The sequence below is a fragment of the Peribacillus sp. R9-11 genome, from assembly GCF_031345095.1.
Classification (GTDB): domain Bacteria; phylum Bacillota; class Bacilli; order Bacillales; family DSM-1321; genus Peribacillus; species Peribacillus butanolivorans.
In genome coordinates, this window is sequence record NZ_CP133763.1 from 782,959 (window position 1) to 795,749 (window position 12,791).

General features: G+C 44.2%; 11 protein-coding genes, 15 tRNA genes and 3 rRNA genes. 26 read left to right on the forward strand and 3 right to left on the reverse strand.

Annotated features, from left to right (window positions below; translation table 11 throughout):
• The first annotated feature begins 51 nt into the window (after window positions 1-51).
• The 6 genes from bcp (at window position 52) to perR (ending at window position 3,281) form a co-directional block, all read left to right on the forward strand.
• On the forward strand, window positions 52-522 hold the full coding sequence (gene bcp, locus RE409_RS03650; protein ID WP_053347943.1) for a thioredoxin-dependent thiol peroxidase: 471 nt from the start codon (window positions 52-54) through the stop codon (window positions 520-522).
• An 11-nt stretch (window positions 523-533) separates the two neighbouring features.
• A complete protein-coding gene (locus RE409_RS03655) occupies window positions 534-1,643 on the forward strand; it encodes an aminopeptidase (protein WP_201182781.1) in 1,110 nt (369 codons plus the stop codon).
• A gap of 310 nt (window positions 1,644-1,953) precedes the next feature.
• Window positions 1,954-2,109: a hypothetical protein gene (locus RE409_RS03660; protein ID WP_397443444.1), complete on the forward strand. Its 156-nt coding sequence runs from the start codon at window positions 1,954-1,956 to the stop codon at window positions 2,107-2,109.
• A 43-nt stretch (window positions 2,110-2,152) separates the two neighbouring features.
• Window positions 2,153-2,338 carry an NAD(P)-dependent oxidoreductase gene (locus RE409_RS03665; protein ID WP_277950978.1) on the forward strand — a complete coding sequence of 62 codons (186 nt, stop codon included), beginning with the start codon at window positions 2,153-2,155 and terminating at the stop codon, window positions 2,336-2,338.
• 58 nt (window positions 2,339-2,396) lie between these two features.
• Window positions 2,397-2,525, forward strand: coding sequence for an NAD(P)-dependent oxidoreductase (locus tag RE409_RS03670; protein ID WP_309558556.1), 129 nt, complete (start codon window positions 2,397-2,399; stop codon window positions 2,523-2,525).
• 312 nt (window positions 2,526-2,837) lie between these two features.
• Window positions 2,838-3,281, forward strand: a complete 444-nt coding sequence (gene perR, locus RE409_RS03675; protein WP_053344506.1) for a peroxide-responsive transcriptional repressor PerR — start codon at window positions 2,838-2,840, stop codon at window positions 3,279-3,281.
• Between the two features lie 105 nt (window positions 3,282-3,386).
• Here the strand turns inward: perR and RE409_RS03680 are convergent, their stop codons facing one another.
• Entirely contained in the window at window positions 3,387-3,740 is a 354-nt protein-coding gene (locus tag RE409_RS03680) for a YgzB family protein (RefSeq protein ID WP_053344507.1), read from the reverse strand.
• Between the two features lie 181 nt (window positions 3,741-3,921).
• Between RE409_RS03680 and RE409_RS03685 the strand changes: the two genes are divergently transcribed.
• The 20 genes from RE409_RS03685 (at window position 3,922) to RE409_RS03780 (ending at window position 12,095) form a co-directional block, all read left to right on the forward strand.
• Complete coding sequence (locus RE409_RS03685) at window positions 3,922-4,785, forward strand: nucleotidyltransferase-like protein (RefSeq protein ID WP_201182779.1); 864 nt, start codon at window positions 3,922-3,924, stop codon at window positions 4,783-4,785.
• 282 nt (window positions 4,786-5,067) lie between these two features.
• Window positions 5,068-6,617 (forward strand): 16S ribosomal RNA (locus RE409_RS03690).
• A gap of 175 nt (window positions 6,618-6,792) precedes the next feature.
• Window positions 6,793-9,725 (forward strand): 23S ribosomal RNA (locus tag RE409_RS03695).
• A gap of 116 nt (window positions 9,726-9,841) precedes the next feature.
• Window positions 9,842-9,957: ribosomal RNA gene (gene rrf / locus RE409_RS03700) — 5S ribosomal RNA — on the forward strand.
• Together the 16S, 23S and 5S rRNA genes with 15 tRNA genes alongside form the textbook arrangement of a ribosomal RNA operon.
• 9 nt (window positions 9,958-9,966) lie before the next feature.
• A tRNA-Asn gene (locus RE409_RS03705) sits at window positions 9,967-10,041 on the forward strand.
• 5 nt (window positions 10,042-10,046) lie between these two features.
• Window positions 10,047-10,138, forward strand: a tRNA-Ser gene (locus RE409_RS03710).
• 9 nt (window positions 10,139-10,147) lie between these two features.
• Window positions 10,148-10,222, forward strand: a tRNA-Glu gene (locus RE409_RS03715).
• Between the two features lie 14 nt (window positions 10,223-10,236).
• A tRNA-Val gene (locus RE409_RS03720) sits at window positions 10,237-10,312 on the forward strand.
• Window positions 10,313-10,402: 90 nt separating this feature from the next.
• Window positions 10,403-10,476 (forward strand) — tRNA-Met (locus RE409_RS03725).
• A gap of 5 nt (window positions 10,477-10,481) precedes the next feature.
• Window positions 10,482-10,557: transfer RNA gene (locus RE409_RS03730), tRNA-Asp, on the forward strand.
• A gap of 12 nt (window positions 10,558-10,569) precedes the next feature.
• Window positions 10,570-10,645: transfer RNA gene (locus tag RE409_RS03735), tRNA-Phe, on the forward strand.
• Window positions 10,646-10,652: 7 nt separating this feature from the next.
• Window positions 10,653-10,728 (forward strand) — tRNA-Thr (locus RE409_RS03740).
• A 15-nt stretch (window positions 10,729-10,743) separates the two neighbouring features.
• A tRNA-Tyr gene (locus RE409_RS03745) sits at window positions 10,744-10,827 on the forward strand.
• A 10-nt stretch (window positions 10,828-10,837) separates the two neighbouring features.
• Window positions 10,838-10,911: transfer RNA gene (locus RE409_RS03750), tRNA-Trp, on the forward strand.
• A 17-nt stretch (window positions 10,912-10,928) separates the two neighbouring features.
• A tRNA-His gene (locus RE409_RS03755) sits at window positions 10,929-11,004 on the forward strand.
• Between the two features lie 38 nt (window positions 11,005-11,042).
• Window positions 11,043-11,117: transfer RNA gene (locus tag RE409_RS03760), tRNA-Gln, on the forward strand.
• Between the two features lie 3 nt (window positions 11,118-11,120).
• Window positions 11,121-11,195, forward strand: a tRNA-Gly gene (locus tag RE409_RS03765).
• Window positions 11,196-11,203: 8 nt separating this feature from the next.
• Window positions 11,204-11,277, forward strand: a tRNA-Cys gene (locus RE409_RS03770).
• Window positions 11,278-11,285: 8 nt separating this feature from the next.
• Window positions 11,286-11,366 (forward strand) — tRNA-Leu (locus tag RE409_RS03775).
• 390 nt (window positions 11,367-11,756) lie between these two features.
• Complete coding sequence (locus RE409_RS03780) at window positions 11,757-12,095, forward strand: hypothetical protein (protein WP_201222114.1); 339 nt, start codon at window positions 11,757-11,759, stop codon at window positions 12,093-12,095.
• Between the two features lie 39 nt (window positions 12,096-12,134).
• Here the strand turns inward: RE409_RS03780 and RE409_RS03785 are convergent, their stop codons facing one another.
• Together RE409_RS03785 and RE409_RS03790 are read right to left on the reverse strand one after the other, a co-directional pair.
• Window positions 12,135-12,434 carry a hypothetical protein gene (locus RE409_RS03785; RefSeq protein ID WP_309558557.1) on the reverse strand — a complete coding sequence of 100 codons (300 nt, stop codon included), beginning with the start codon at window positions 12,432-12,434 and terminating at the stop codon, window positions 12,135-12,137.
• 91 nt (window positions 12,435-12,525) lie between these two features.
• Complete coding sequence (locus RE409_RS03790; protein WP_056527384.1) at window positions 12,526-12,729, reverse strand: hypothetical protein; 204 nt, start codon at window positions 12,727-12,729, stop codon at window positions 12,526-12,528.
• Window positions 12,730-12,791 lie beyond the last annotated feature (62 nt).

Sequence of the window (12,791 nt, forward strand, 5' to 3'; positions counted from 1 at the left end):
CTTTCAATTATTGGGTACGCTTACCATAATGAAAGAAATGGAGGGGTAAGAATGACTGTTAAAATTGGAGAAAAAGCACCGGATTTTCAACTTCCTGCAAACAACGGTGAAAAAGTTTCCCTATCGGATTTTAAGGGCAAACACGTTGTTTTATATTTTTATCCGAAAGACATGACGCCTGGTTGCACAACGGAGGCCTGTGATTTCCGTGACCACAATGAGCAGTTTGAGGAATTGAATGCTGTCATCATAGGGATCAGTCCAGATCCGGCGGCGCGTCATGAAAAATTTATTGAAAAATATGGGTTACCTTTTCTGCTACTAGCTGACGAAAATCAAGAAGCTGCTGAATTATATGATGTATGGAAATTAAAAAAGAACTTCGGCAAGGAATATATGGGCATTGAACGTTCAACTTTTCTGATTGATAAGGAAGGAACGATAGTTAAAGAATGGCGTAAGGTAAAAGTCAAAGGCCATGTCGAAGAAGCGCTTGAAACTCTTCGTGATCTAGAAAAATAAGGTACAGCCAGATGAAGGATAAGCGAATAACCAAGCTTGCTGAAAGGCTGATTCATCATTCCGTACAATTACAGCCAAAAGAGAGAATCTTGATACGGGGTCATATCAACATGAAACCGCTATTGAAAGAGCTGATTGATGAAACATACAGAATCGGTGCATATCCATATGTCGAACTGGAAGACGATGAAATAAGCCGACACTTGTTAAAAGGGAATGTGAAGGAACAACTTGATACCTTATCACAATGGACTTTGAGGAAATATACTGATATTGATGCGATAATAATCATCTCCAGTGAAGAAAACGATGCTGAATTGGCAGAAGTTCCTGCAGAGAGGCATCGTCTTCATGGGGAAGCGATGAAGTCGTCGACTCTTTTCTATGTAAACAACCGGCGTTGGGTTTTACTTAATTACCCGACTGTCAGATTAGCACAAAAAGCCGGTATGAGTTTTAGAAAGTACGAAGACTTTCTATTAAACGTGTGCACAATGGATTACGGGAAAATGGAAGTGGCACTGAAACCGCTTAAGCAATTGATGGAGCGTACTGAAAAAGTCCGGATTGTTTCACCTGGGACAAATCTCACCTTTTCCATTAAAGGAATGCCGGCTGTCATATGCGCTGGGAAAAATAATCTCCCTGACGGGGAAGTGTTCACGGCACCCGTAAAAGAGAGTGTTCATGGTAGGGTAGCCTTCAACACACCTTCAACATATCAAGGAATCACCTTTCGTGACATAGTTTTAACCATACAAAAGGGGAAAATCACGAAAGCAGTTTCTAATCAAAATTCTAAAATGAATGAGATTCTCGATGTAGATGAAGGGTCCCGTTTTATTGGGGAATTCGCGCTTGGAATCAATCCTTACATTTTGGAGCCAATGGACGATATTTTGTTTGATGAGAAAATATGTGGCAGTCTGCATCTAACTCCTGGCCAAGCCTATCAAGAGGCTGATAATGGTAACCGTTCTTCTACACATTGGGATATGGTTTTGATCCAGCGTCCTGAATATGGCGGTGGTGATATCTACTTTGATGACATTCTGATCCGAAGGGATGGCATTTTTATGTTGCCGGAACTAAGTGCTTTAAATCCAAATTTATTAAAATAAAGCCTTTTTTAACAGGGGTAAGGCTTTTGTCCAACTCAAAAAGAGGACACCTGAATATGCTTTATTAAGGGAATACCTCCTCAGAGAAAGTTGCACGGGACATACAGAGCCCGTGTTTTTTTTATGTTAATTAAAAGGTGAGATAAACATGTTAGTACTTTCAATAATTATTCCAAAAGAAGACATCCAAAAGCAGATGGAGGATACCTTTCCTGCTTTGAATTTCATTTATCAAGGGGATTGAGAGGATGAACCACTTCGTGAAGCAAAAATCTTAATTCCATACGGCGAAGATTTAACAGATGAGACAATTGAGAAAGCACCGAATTTAAAGTGGGTTATGGTTATGAGTGCAGGTATGGAATTAATGCCTTTTAAAGTCATTGAGAAGCGCGGGATTTTGGTAGTACACGATTGGGATGCTTTTACAGTACGAAAAGAAATTGAAACAGCTTATCATGAATGAAGCAGACGTCGAGCTGTGGGATAGAAAGATAGAAGTATGAGAATTGAATGGGAAATCGATACTCATTCTTGGTGCTGGTGCAATTGGCGGAGAGGTAGCGCGTCTTGGGAAAGCCTTTAGGATGACCACAATTGGGGTCAATCGTAGCGGAAATCCTGTGCAGCACTTGATCGTCTTTATGGGCTCTCTGAGTAAGTTACATCGTATCTGTTCTGCCAAGTACGATTGAAAGACAAAATCTGTAGCAAAAAGAACACTTTAAAGCTATGAAAGGTTCTGCTGTCTTCGTGAATATTGGACGAGGTGATCTGGTTAAAGAGGAAGTGTTGATAGAGGTTTTACAAAACAGGGAAATTGCTCATGCCATTTTAGATTTATTCGATCCAGAACCTTTAGATAAGGAGCATCCGTTTTAGCGTATGGAAAATGTAACGGTCACACCGCATCTTTCGAGTAAAAGCAGTGAATATTTACCTAGAACCTTTTCAATTTTCGAAAAAAACATGCATGAATTCCTGAATAGATGGAAAAGACTTTATCAACGTCATTGATCAATCAAAAGGATACTAGGCACAATTAGAAAAATAGGAAAGAATTAAAGGGGTAATGAATAAACTAAAAATGAATCGATAAACAGATGAAATATTGACAAAATCAACGTATAAAAGGTACACTATTTATAAATATTATAATTTAATAATTCATACTTAATGAGAAAAAAGAGGTGGATGGCGGTGTCTGAAGTTCAGTTAAAAGAAGCGTTGGATTCCCTTAAAGATACCGGTGTAAGAATAACTCCTCAACGCCATGCGATACTTGAATATTTGATAAGCTCTATGTCCCACCCTACCGCAGATGATATATATAAAGCGCTAGAAGGTAAGTTTCCCAATATGAGTGTGGCTACGGTTTATAACAACTTGCGTGTGTTCCGAGAAGTAGGATTGGTTAAAGAACTTACCTATGGTGATTCTTCAGCAAGATTTGATTTTGTAACGACGAATCATTATCATGTAATCTGCCAAACCTGCGGAAAAATTGTAGATTTTGATTATCCGGCATTGGACGAAGTCGAACATTTTGCAGCACAGGTCACCGGTTTCAATGTTAGTCACCATCGGATGGAAATCTATGGAGACTGTACAGAGTGCTCAAAAAAAGAAGCACATTAAAAAAAGTTCCGCCACTTGGTTGGAACTTTTTTTTTGTTGCAAAAAAATGATACAATTAATCTTGGACCATCTGCCTGGGATAAATAAGCTCTCTTAAGGGGTTATTTAGTCTTGCAGGCTTTTGCGATTATATTTTTCGTTAAATTCTTCGCCTTCTAACTTTTTATCAAGGGTCAATGGTTCTTCACAATGCATGCAAATATCCACACGCCCTAATATTTTTGTAGGTTTACTACAGTTAGGACATACAACCTGGATCGATTTTGTAGAAAGCATTCCAATCCAAAAATAAACGCCGGTACTTGCAATTATGAATAAAAGACCTAGACCCATAAAAAGTGTCATAACAATAGGGTGTGTTTTAAAGAAAAGTCCAAGATACATCACAATAAAGCCGATGAAAATCAAACTTAAAGCAAATGTACGGATTTTATTGATTTTGCTAGAATATTTAGCCATGGATTGTCCCTCCTAAAATATAACTTTAACTATAACATAAACTACGGATGGAACAAAAAAGAAATAAAGGATACATATTACTTTTGAATATGTTGTTTTTGTAAATATCATCTAGGTGAAATACAGGATTTTGAAGAGTTTTGTCGAATGTAAAAAAAAAAAGGTTTTGGAGGAATTTATAATGGAAGATATCCTTCGCCCGATTTATCAAGAGCGAGCAAGTTTAAAATCTACACTTGGAATCTTGTTAATAGAAAAAAGAGAAAATAATAGCCCGATTACCGATACATTTGACTACATTCTTTTTGTTATTGTAGATGAAGCAGAAGAGGCAGTGTTTTTAAAACACTACACATATCAGGACAAAAAGGCAGCTTTACATATCGTAAAGGAAGAACAACTAAAAGAATGGCTTCTATTAGGTACAAACCGAAAAGTAGTTGACTGGATTTATAACGGAAAGGTCCTCTTTGACCGAAATGAATATTTGGATCATTTGAAAACCGAAATTCGAGAGTTCCCTTTTTATGGAAGAAAGTTGAAGATAGGGATGGAGTTTGCGAAGTTAATTCGCAGATATATGGATGGAAAAGGCTTCTTTGAAAAAGGTCATTATCTTGATGCATATAACCATATTGTTCATTCCCTGCATCACTTAGCTCGTTTGGAAGTAATAGAACAAGGTTTTTATCCAGAAGTTACAGTCTGGAACCAAGTGAAACATATGGAACCTGAAATCTATAAGTTGTATAAAGAATTGATTAGTAGTGAGGAAACGCTTGAAAAAAGATTGGAGCTTCTTTTCCTTGCGAGTGAATTTCTTATTTACTCTAGGACGAATACGGGTTCACAGCATTTAGTTGAAATAATGAGTACAAAAGAAGATCCTTGGACAATTGCAGAGTTAATGGATCATCCGGAACTTAATTATTATTCAGTAGATCTAGGTGTTCTGTTAGAATACTTAATAGAGAAGAAAGTAATTGATGTCATCAAAGTGGAAACAAAAGGACAAGACGTTTATCATCGATTTTATAGAGTATAAAAAAATATTTCAAAAAAATCATTTTTAGTGTTGACCAATAATAATCTAGGTGTTATATTAATACATGTCGCTGCGGGACATCAGCTTTCGCAGCTTCAACAAAACAAAAAACATCAAAAAACATGTTGACAAAATGGTCTACAACATGATAAGATGTAAAAGTCGCTTACGAAGTAAACGACAACGAAATTGCTCTTTGAAAACTGAACAAAACAAAGCGCCAACGTTAATTTTTTAAGTGAGCACACACTATCAAAAAGCAAAATGAGCAAGTCAAACATTTCTTCGGAGAGTTTGATCCTGGCTCAGGACGAACGCTGGCGGCGTGCCTAATACATGCAAGTCGAGCGAATCAATGGGAGCTTGCTCCCTGAGATTAGCGGCGGACGGGTGAGTAACACGTGGGCAACCTGCCTATAAGACTGGGATAACTTCGGGAAACCGGAGCTAATACCGGATATGTTCTTTTCTCGCATGAGAGAAGATGGAAAGACGGTTCTGCTGTCACTTATAGATGGGCCCGCGGCGCATTAGCTAGTTGGTGAGGTAATGGCTCACCAAGGCGACGATGCGTAGCCGACCTGAGAGGGTGATCGGCCACACTGGGACTGAGACACGGCCCAGACTCCTACGGGAGGCAGCAGTAGGGAATCTTCCGCAATGGACGAAAGTCTGACGGAGCAACGCCGCGTGAACGAAGAAGGCCTTCGGGTCGTAAAGTTCTGTTGTTAGGGAAGAACAAGTACCAGAGTAACTGCTGGTACCTTGACGGTACCTAACCAGAAAGCCACGGCTAACTACGTGCCAGCAGCCGCGGTAATACGTAGGTGGCAAGCGTTGTCCGGAATTATTGGGCGTAAAGCGCGCGCAGGTGGTTCCTTAAGTCTGATGTGAAAGCCCACGGCTCAACCGTGGAGGGTCATTGGAAACTGGGGAACTTGAGTGCAGAAGAGGAAAGTGGAATTCCAAGTGTAGCGGTGAAATGCGTAGAGATTTGGAGGAACACCAGTGGCGAAGGCGACTTTCTGGTCTGTAACTGACACTGAGGCGCGAAAGCGTGGGGAGCAAACAGGATTAGATACCCTGGTAGTCCACGCCGTAAACGATGAGTGCTAAGTGTTAGAGGGTTTCCGCCCTTTAGTGCTGCAGCTAACGCATTAAGCACTCCGCCTGGGGAGTACGGCCGCAAGGCTGAAACTCAAAGGAATTGACGGGGGCCCGCACAAGCGGTGGAGCATGTGGTTTAATTCGAAGCAACGCGAAGAACCTTACCAGGTCTTGACATCCTCTGACAACCCTAGAGATAGGGCGTTCCCCTTCGGGGGACAGAGTGACAGGTGGTGCATGGTTGTCGTCAGCTCGTGTCGTGAGATGTTGGGTTAAGTCCCGCAACGAGCGCAACCCTTGATCTTAGTTGCCAGCATTCAGTTGGGCACTCTAAGGTGACTGCCGGTGACAAACCGGAGGAAGGTGGGGATGACGTCAAATCATCATGCCCCTTATGACCTGGGCTACACACGTGCTACAATGGATGGTACAAAGGGCTGCAAACCTGCGAAGGTAAGCGAATCCCATAAAGCCATTCTCAGTTCGGATTGTAGGCTGCAACTCGCCTACATGAAGCCGGAATCGCTAGTAATCGCGGATCAGCATGCCGCGGTGAATACGTTCCCGGGCCTTGTACACACCGCCCGTCACACCACGAGAGTTTGTAACACCCGAAGTCGGTGAGGTAACCTTTATGGAGCCAGCCGCCTAAGGTGGGACAGATGATTGGGGTGAAGTCGTAACAAGGTAGCCGTATCGGAAGGTGCGGCTGGATCACCTCCTTTCTAAGGATAAATACGAGAGCGCTTTTGTTTTGTTCAGTTTTGAATGAGTAATTCATTCAGATTCGAAAGATCTCATCACGTAGTGATGGAATTCTTTCTTCTTTGTTCCTTGAAAACTAGATAATAGATAGAAGGCAATTAATTTTTTCAAAGCATCAGTAAGATCTTTTTTAACGGTTAAGTTAGAAAGGGCGCACGGTGGATGCCTTGGCACTAGGAGCCGATGAAGGACGGGACTAACACCGATATGCTTCGGGGAGCTGTAAGTAAGCTTTGATCCGGAGATTTCCGAATGGGGAAACCCACTGTTCGTAATGGAACAGTATCTTTACCTGAATACATAGGGTACTGAAGGCAGACCCGGGGAACTGAAACATCTAAGTACCCGGAGGAAGAGAAAGCAAATGCGATTTCCTGAGTAGCGGCGAGCGAAACGGAATTAGCCCAAACCAAGAGGCTTGCCTCTTGGGGTTGTAGGACACTCAACATGGAGTTACAAAGGAACGGGGTAAATGAAGTGATCTGGAAAGGTCCGTCAAAGAAGGTAAAAACCCTGTAGTTGAAACTTCGTTCCCTCCTGAGTGGATCCTGAGTACGGCGGGACACGAGAAATCCCGTCGGAAGCAGGGAGGACCATCTCCCAAGGCTAAATACTACCTAGTGACCGATAGTGAACCAGTACCGTGAGGGAAAGGTGAAAAGCACCCCGGAAGGGGAGTGAAATAGATCCTGAAACCGTGTGCCTACAAGTAGTCAAAGCCCGTTAATGGGTAATGGCGTGCCTTTTGTAGAATGAACCGGCGAGTTACGATTTCATGCGAGGTTAAGTTGATAAGACGGAGCCGCAGCGAAAGCGAGTCTGAATAGGGCGAATGAGTATGAGGTCGTAGACCCGAAACCAGGTGATCTACCCATGTCCAGGGTGAAGTTCAGGTAACACTGAATGGAGGCCCGAACCCACGCACGTTGAAAAGTGCGGGGATGAGGTGTGGGTAGCGGAGAAATTCCAATCGAACCTGGAGATAGCTGGTTCTCTCCGAAATAGCTTTAGGGCTAGCCTCAAGATGAGAGTATTGGAGGTAGAGCACTGATTGGACTAGGGGCCCCCAACGGGTTACCGAATTCAGTCAAACTCCGAATGCCAAATACTTATTCTTGGGAGTCAGACTGCGAGTGATAAGATCCGTAGTCGAAAGGGAAACAGCCCAGACCACCAGCTAAGGTCCCAAAGTATACGTTAAGTGGAAAAGGATGTGGAGTTGCTTAGACAACCAGGATGTTGGCTCAGAAGCAGCCATCATTTAAAGAGTGCGTAATAGCTCACTGGTCGAGTGACTCCGCGCCGAAAATGTACCGGGGCTAAACGTATCACCGAAGCTGTGGATTGACACCGTATGGTGTCGATGGTAGGAGAGCGTTCTAAGGGCGTTGAAGTCAGACCGGAAGGACTGGTGGAGCGCTTAGAAGTGAGAATGCCGGTATGAGTAGCGAAAGAAGGGTGAGAATCCCTTCCACCGAATGCCTAAGGTTTCCTGAGGAAGGCTCGTCCGCTCAGGGTTAGTCGGGACCTAAGCCGAGGCCGAAAGGCGTAGGCGATGGACAACAGGTTGATATTCCTGTACCACCTATACATCGTTTGAACGATGGGGGGACGCAGAAGGATAGGGTAAGCGCGCTGTTGGATATGCGCGTCCAAGCAGTTAGGCCGGAAACGAGGCAAATCCCGTTTCCATTAAGGCGGAGCTGTGATGGCGAGGGAAATATAGTACCGAAGTTCCTGATTCCACGCTGCCAAGAAAAGCCTCTAGTGAGATGTAAGGTGCCCGTACCGCAAACCGACACAGGTAGGCGAGGAGAGAATCCTAAGGTGTGCGAGAGAACTCTCGTTAAGGAACTCGGCAAAATGACCCCGTAACTTCGGGAGAAGGGGTGCTTTTTAGGGTGAATAGCCCGGAAAAGCCGCAGTGAATAGGCCCAGGCGACTGTTTAGCAAAAACACAGGTCTCTGCGAAGCCGCAAGGCGAAGTATAGGGGCTGACACCTGCCCGGTGCTGGAAGGTTAAGGGGAGAGGTTAGCGCAAGCGAAGCTTTGAACCGAAGCCCCAGTAAACGGCGGCCGTAACTATAACGGTCCTAAGGTAGCGAAATTCCTTGTCGGGTAAGTTCCGACCCGCACGAAAGGTGTAACGATCTGGGCACTGTCTCAACGAGAGACTCGGTGAAATTATAGTACCTGTGAAGATGCAGGTTACCCGCGACAGGACGGAAAGACCCCGTGGAGCTTTACTGCAGCCTGATATTGAATTTTGGTACAGCTTGTACAGGATAGGTAGGAGCCTGAGAAGCCGGAGCGCTAGCTTCGGTGGAGGCGTTGGTGGGATACTACCCTGGCTGTATTGAAATTCTAACCCGCGCCCCTTATCGGGGTGGGAGACAGTGTCAGGTGGGCAGTTTGACTGGGGCGGTCGCCTCCTAAAGAGTAACGGAGGCGCCCAAAGGTTCCCTCAGAATGGTTGGAAATCATTCGTAGAGTGTAAAGGCACAAGGGAGCTTGACTGCGAGACCTACAAGTCGAGCAGGGACGAAAGTCGGGCTTAGTGATCCGGTGGTTCCGCATGGAAGGGCCATCGCTCAACGGATAAAAGCTACCCCGGGGATAACAGGCTTATCTCCCCCAAGAGTCCACATCGACGGGGAGGTTTGGCACCTCGATGTCGGCTCATCGCATCCTGGGGCTGTAGTCGGTCCCAAGGGTTGGGCTGTTCGCCCATTAAAGCGGTACGCGAGCTGGGTTCAGAACGTCGTGAGACAGTTCGGTCCCTATCCGTCGCGGGCGCAGGAAATTTGAGAGGAGCTGTCCTTAGTACGAGAGGACCGGGATGGACGCACCGCTGGTGTACCAGTTGTCTTGCCAAAGGCATAGCTGGGTAGCTACGTGCGGACGGGATAAGTGCTGAAAGCATCTAAGCATGAAGCCCCCCTCGAGATGAGATTTCCCATAGCGCAAGCTAGTAAGATCCCTGAAAGATGATCAGGTTGATAGGTCAGAGGTGGAAGCGTGGCGACATGTGGAGCTGACTGATACTAATAGATCGAGGACTTAACCACGCTTTAAAAAATGAAATACCTTCTTATTATCTAGTTTTGAAGGAATGAAAATTTCTTCTTGCATTTTCTCAAAAAGACGTTATAATAATATATGTCTTGAAAAAATGTTAATAATGTTTGGTGACGATAGCGAAGAGGTCACACCCGTTCCCATTCCGAACACGGCAGTTAAGCTCTTCAGCGCCGATGGTAGTTGGGGGTTTCCCCCTGTGAGAGTAGGACGTCGCCAAGCTTATATCGTTCCGCAGTAGCTCAGTGGTAGAGCATTCGGCTGTTAACCGAACGGTCGTAGGTTCGAGTCCTACCTGCGGAGCCATTATTGGAGAGCTGTCCGAGTGGCCGAAGGAGCACGATTGGAAATCGTGTAGACGGGTAACCCTGTCTCAAGGGTTCAAATCCCTTGCTCTCCGCCATTTACAACTGGCCCGTTGGTCAAGCGGTTAAGACACCGCCCTTTCACGGCGGTAACACGGGTTCGAATCCCGTACGGGTCACCATTTCGAAAACATATGGAGGATTAGCTCAGCTGGGAGAGCATCTGCCTTACAAGCAGAGGGTCGGCGGTTCGATCCCGTCATCCTCCACCATTTTTTTAAAAGCAACAAGTTGTTTCTATATATCAGATATAATGAAACTGTTAACACGAAAACTTGATGCAATAGCAGCATTATTAACGTCGCGGGGTGGAGCAGTCCGGTAGCTCGTCGGGCTCATAACCCGAAGGTCGCAGGTTCAAATCCTGTCCCCGCAATCTATGGTCCCGTGGTGTAGCGGTTAACATGCCTGCCTGTCACGCAGGAGATCGCGGGTTCGATTCCCGTCGGGACCGCCATTTTTATTGTTTGGCTCAGTAGCTCAGTCGGTAGAGCAAAGGACTGAAAATCCTTGTGTCGGCGGTTCGATTCCGTCCTGAGCCACCATTGTAGTGCCGGTGTAGCTCAACTGGTAGAGCAACTGACTTGTAATCAGTAGGTTGGGGGTTCAAGTCCTCTTGCCGGCACCAGTAACATCCATATGCGGAGGGGTAGCGAAGTGGCTAAACGCGGCGGACTGTAAATCCGCTCCTTCGGGTTCGGCAGTTCGAATCTGCCCCCCTCCACCATTTTATTTATAGGGGTATAGTTTAAAGGTAGAACAGAGGTCTCCAAAACCTCCAGTGTGGGTTCGAGTCCTACTACCCCTGCCAATTTTAATTTTATAATGGCGATTGTGGCGAAGTGGTTAACGCACCTGATTGTGGTTCAGGCATTCGTGGGTTCGATTCCCATCAGTCGCCCCATTTTTTAATAAATGATGGTATAATAAGTATAACGTTAATGGGCTATAGCCAAGCGGTAAGGCAACGGATTTTGATTCCGTCATGCGAAGGTTCGATCCCTTCTAGCCCAGCCATTCGCGAAAGTAGTTCAGTGGTAGAATACAACCTTGCCAAGGTTGGGGTCGCGGGTTCGAATCCCGTCTTTCGCTCCAAAAACGTTGGCGGCATAGCCAAGCGGTAAGGCAGAGGTCTGCAAAACCTTTACCACCGGTTCGATTCCGGTTGCCGCCTCCAACAAAAATGCCGGTGTGGCGGAATTGGCAGACGCGCACGACTCAAAATCGTGTTCCTCTGGAGTGCCGGTTCGACCCCGGCCACCGGTATCTTAGAACGACGATATAAAGCGGTTTTCCTTAATTGGAAAGCCGTTTTTTCGTGTTTTCACGGATTTTTAGTCGTGCGTTATGATTTAGGCTATGTTAAATCAGAATGTTTTGATTCTCGACCAAAAAAAACGCCCATTGAAAGGCCGGTTGTTTGAACTAACGTTACCTGTTAGCGGAACGAAGCTGCCGATTGATCTCCCGTGGCAACTTCGCGGTGTAGTTTATTCGATAAGAGTCTAGCGACTCTCCCATTGCTTTTAAACGACCATTGGTAACAATGACAGAAAAGGATATTAAATTGCTGATATTAAATACCGTGAAGTTCGTCATTTACCGCGTTCTGGTGGTAAAATACAGTTGTAGTATTATGGGAAGAGAGGGGAAAATTTGAATAATATCGGTGAAGATTTTAAATTACGTGTTCATAGCAATCGTTGGGGCCATTATGACAATTACACTCTTATAAAAAAAGAAAATGGATGGACTGTTATTACTATGAAAATTCATGGTGACGAAGGCGATAAACACGGCAGTCCTGCTATTGAAAAAGCATTTGACAGAGAATCAATTTCATATCCAAACGATTTAGGATATTTCTTATCAGATATTTGGGATGCTTCAGAAACCAAAACTAAAGAAGAAGTTCAAAAATATTTCGATGAATTAGGAGAATGGATTTCTACCACTGAGAAAACGAAGCCTAATTTCGGAGCATTGCATTTATAAGTAAACAAAAAAGATGTGTCCAAATCGGGCACATTTTTTTTAGTATTCAACATTTTCTTCAATAATCGGATTTCCTTCTGCGTCAAGCAGCTCTGGTTCGTAGAGATCATAATTGAATGTTTTCTGTTCCTCTAAATATTTTATTTTTTGGTATTCTTCTTTACTCATGCCCTCCCAAATATTTGGCCTGTGTTCGACATGCCCCGTCTTGTAATACTTCATATCTACTTCTGGCTCTGTGAAAGCTTTGTTGAAAAGTATAATTCTGAAAGTGAATATCATGAGTATGATGGTCAAAATGGAGCCAGCTATTTTGATTTTGTTTAGAAATTTTTTCAATGGTGGGGTTATTCCTTTCTGTGTTCGGTAATTTCAGAACTGCATAACTCACAAGACTGGATGAGTTGATAAGAAACTTTTTCGTATCAACTCAACTGTATAAAAGCCGACTTTCCACGTTACGCAGCTCTCCAGATGAAACACTATCGGCAACAATTATTTGCAAGGTTCTCATAGCTGTCATTCGCTTGTCTGGATGCTTCATTTGAAGATGTTGTTGTATTGCTCGGAAAAGCTCATTATTTTCTGGTCGGTTGGCATTATAGATTTCTTGTAAACTCTTCGATTTCTCCATGGCTTCTCCTACTTTCCATCAAGTGTGCATCCGTGTGAAAGCATTCACCTTCATTTCTTATG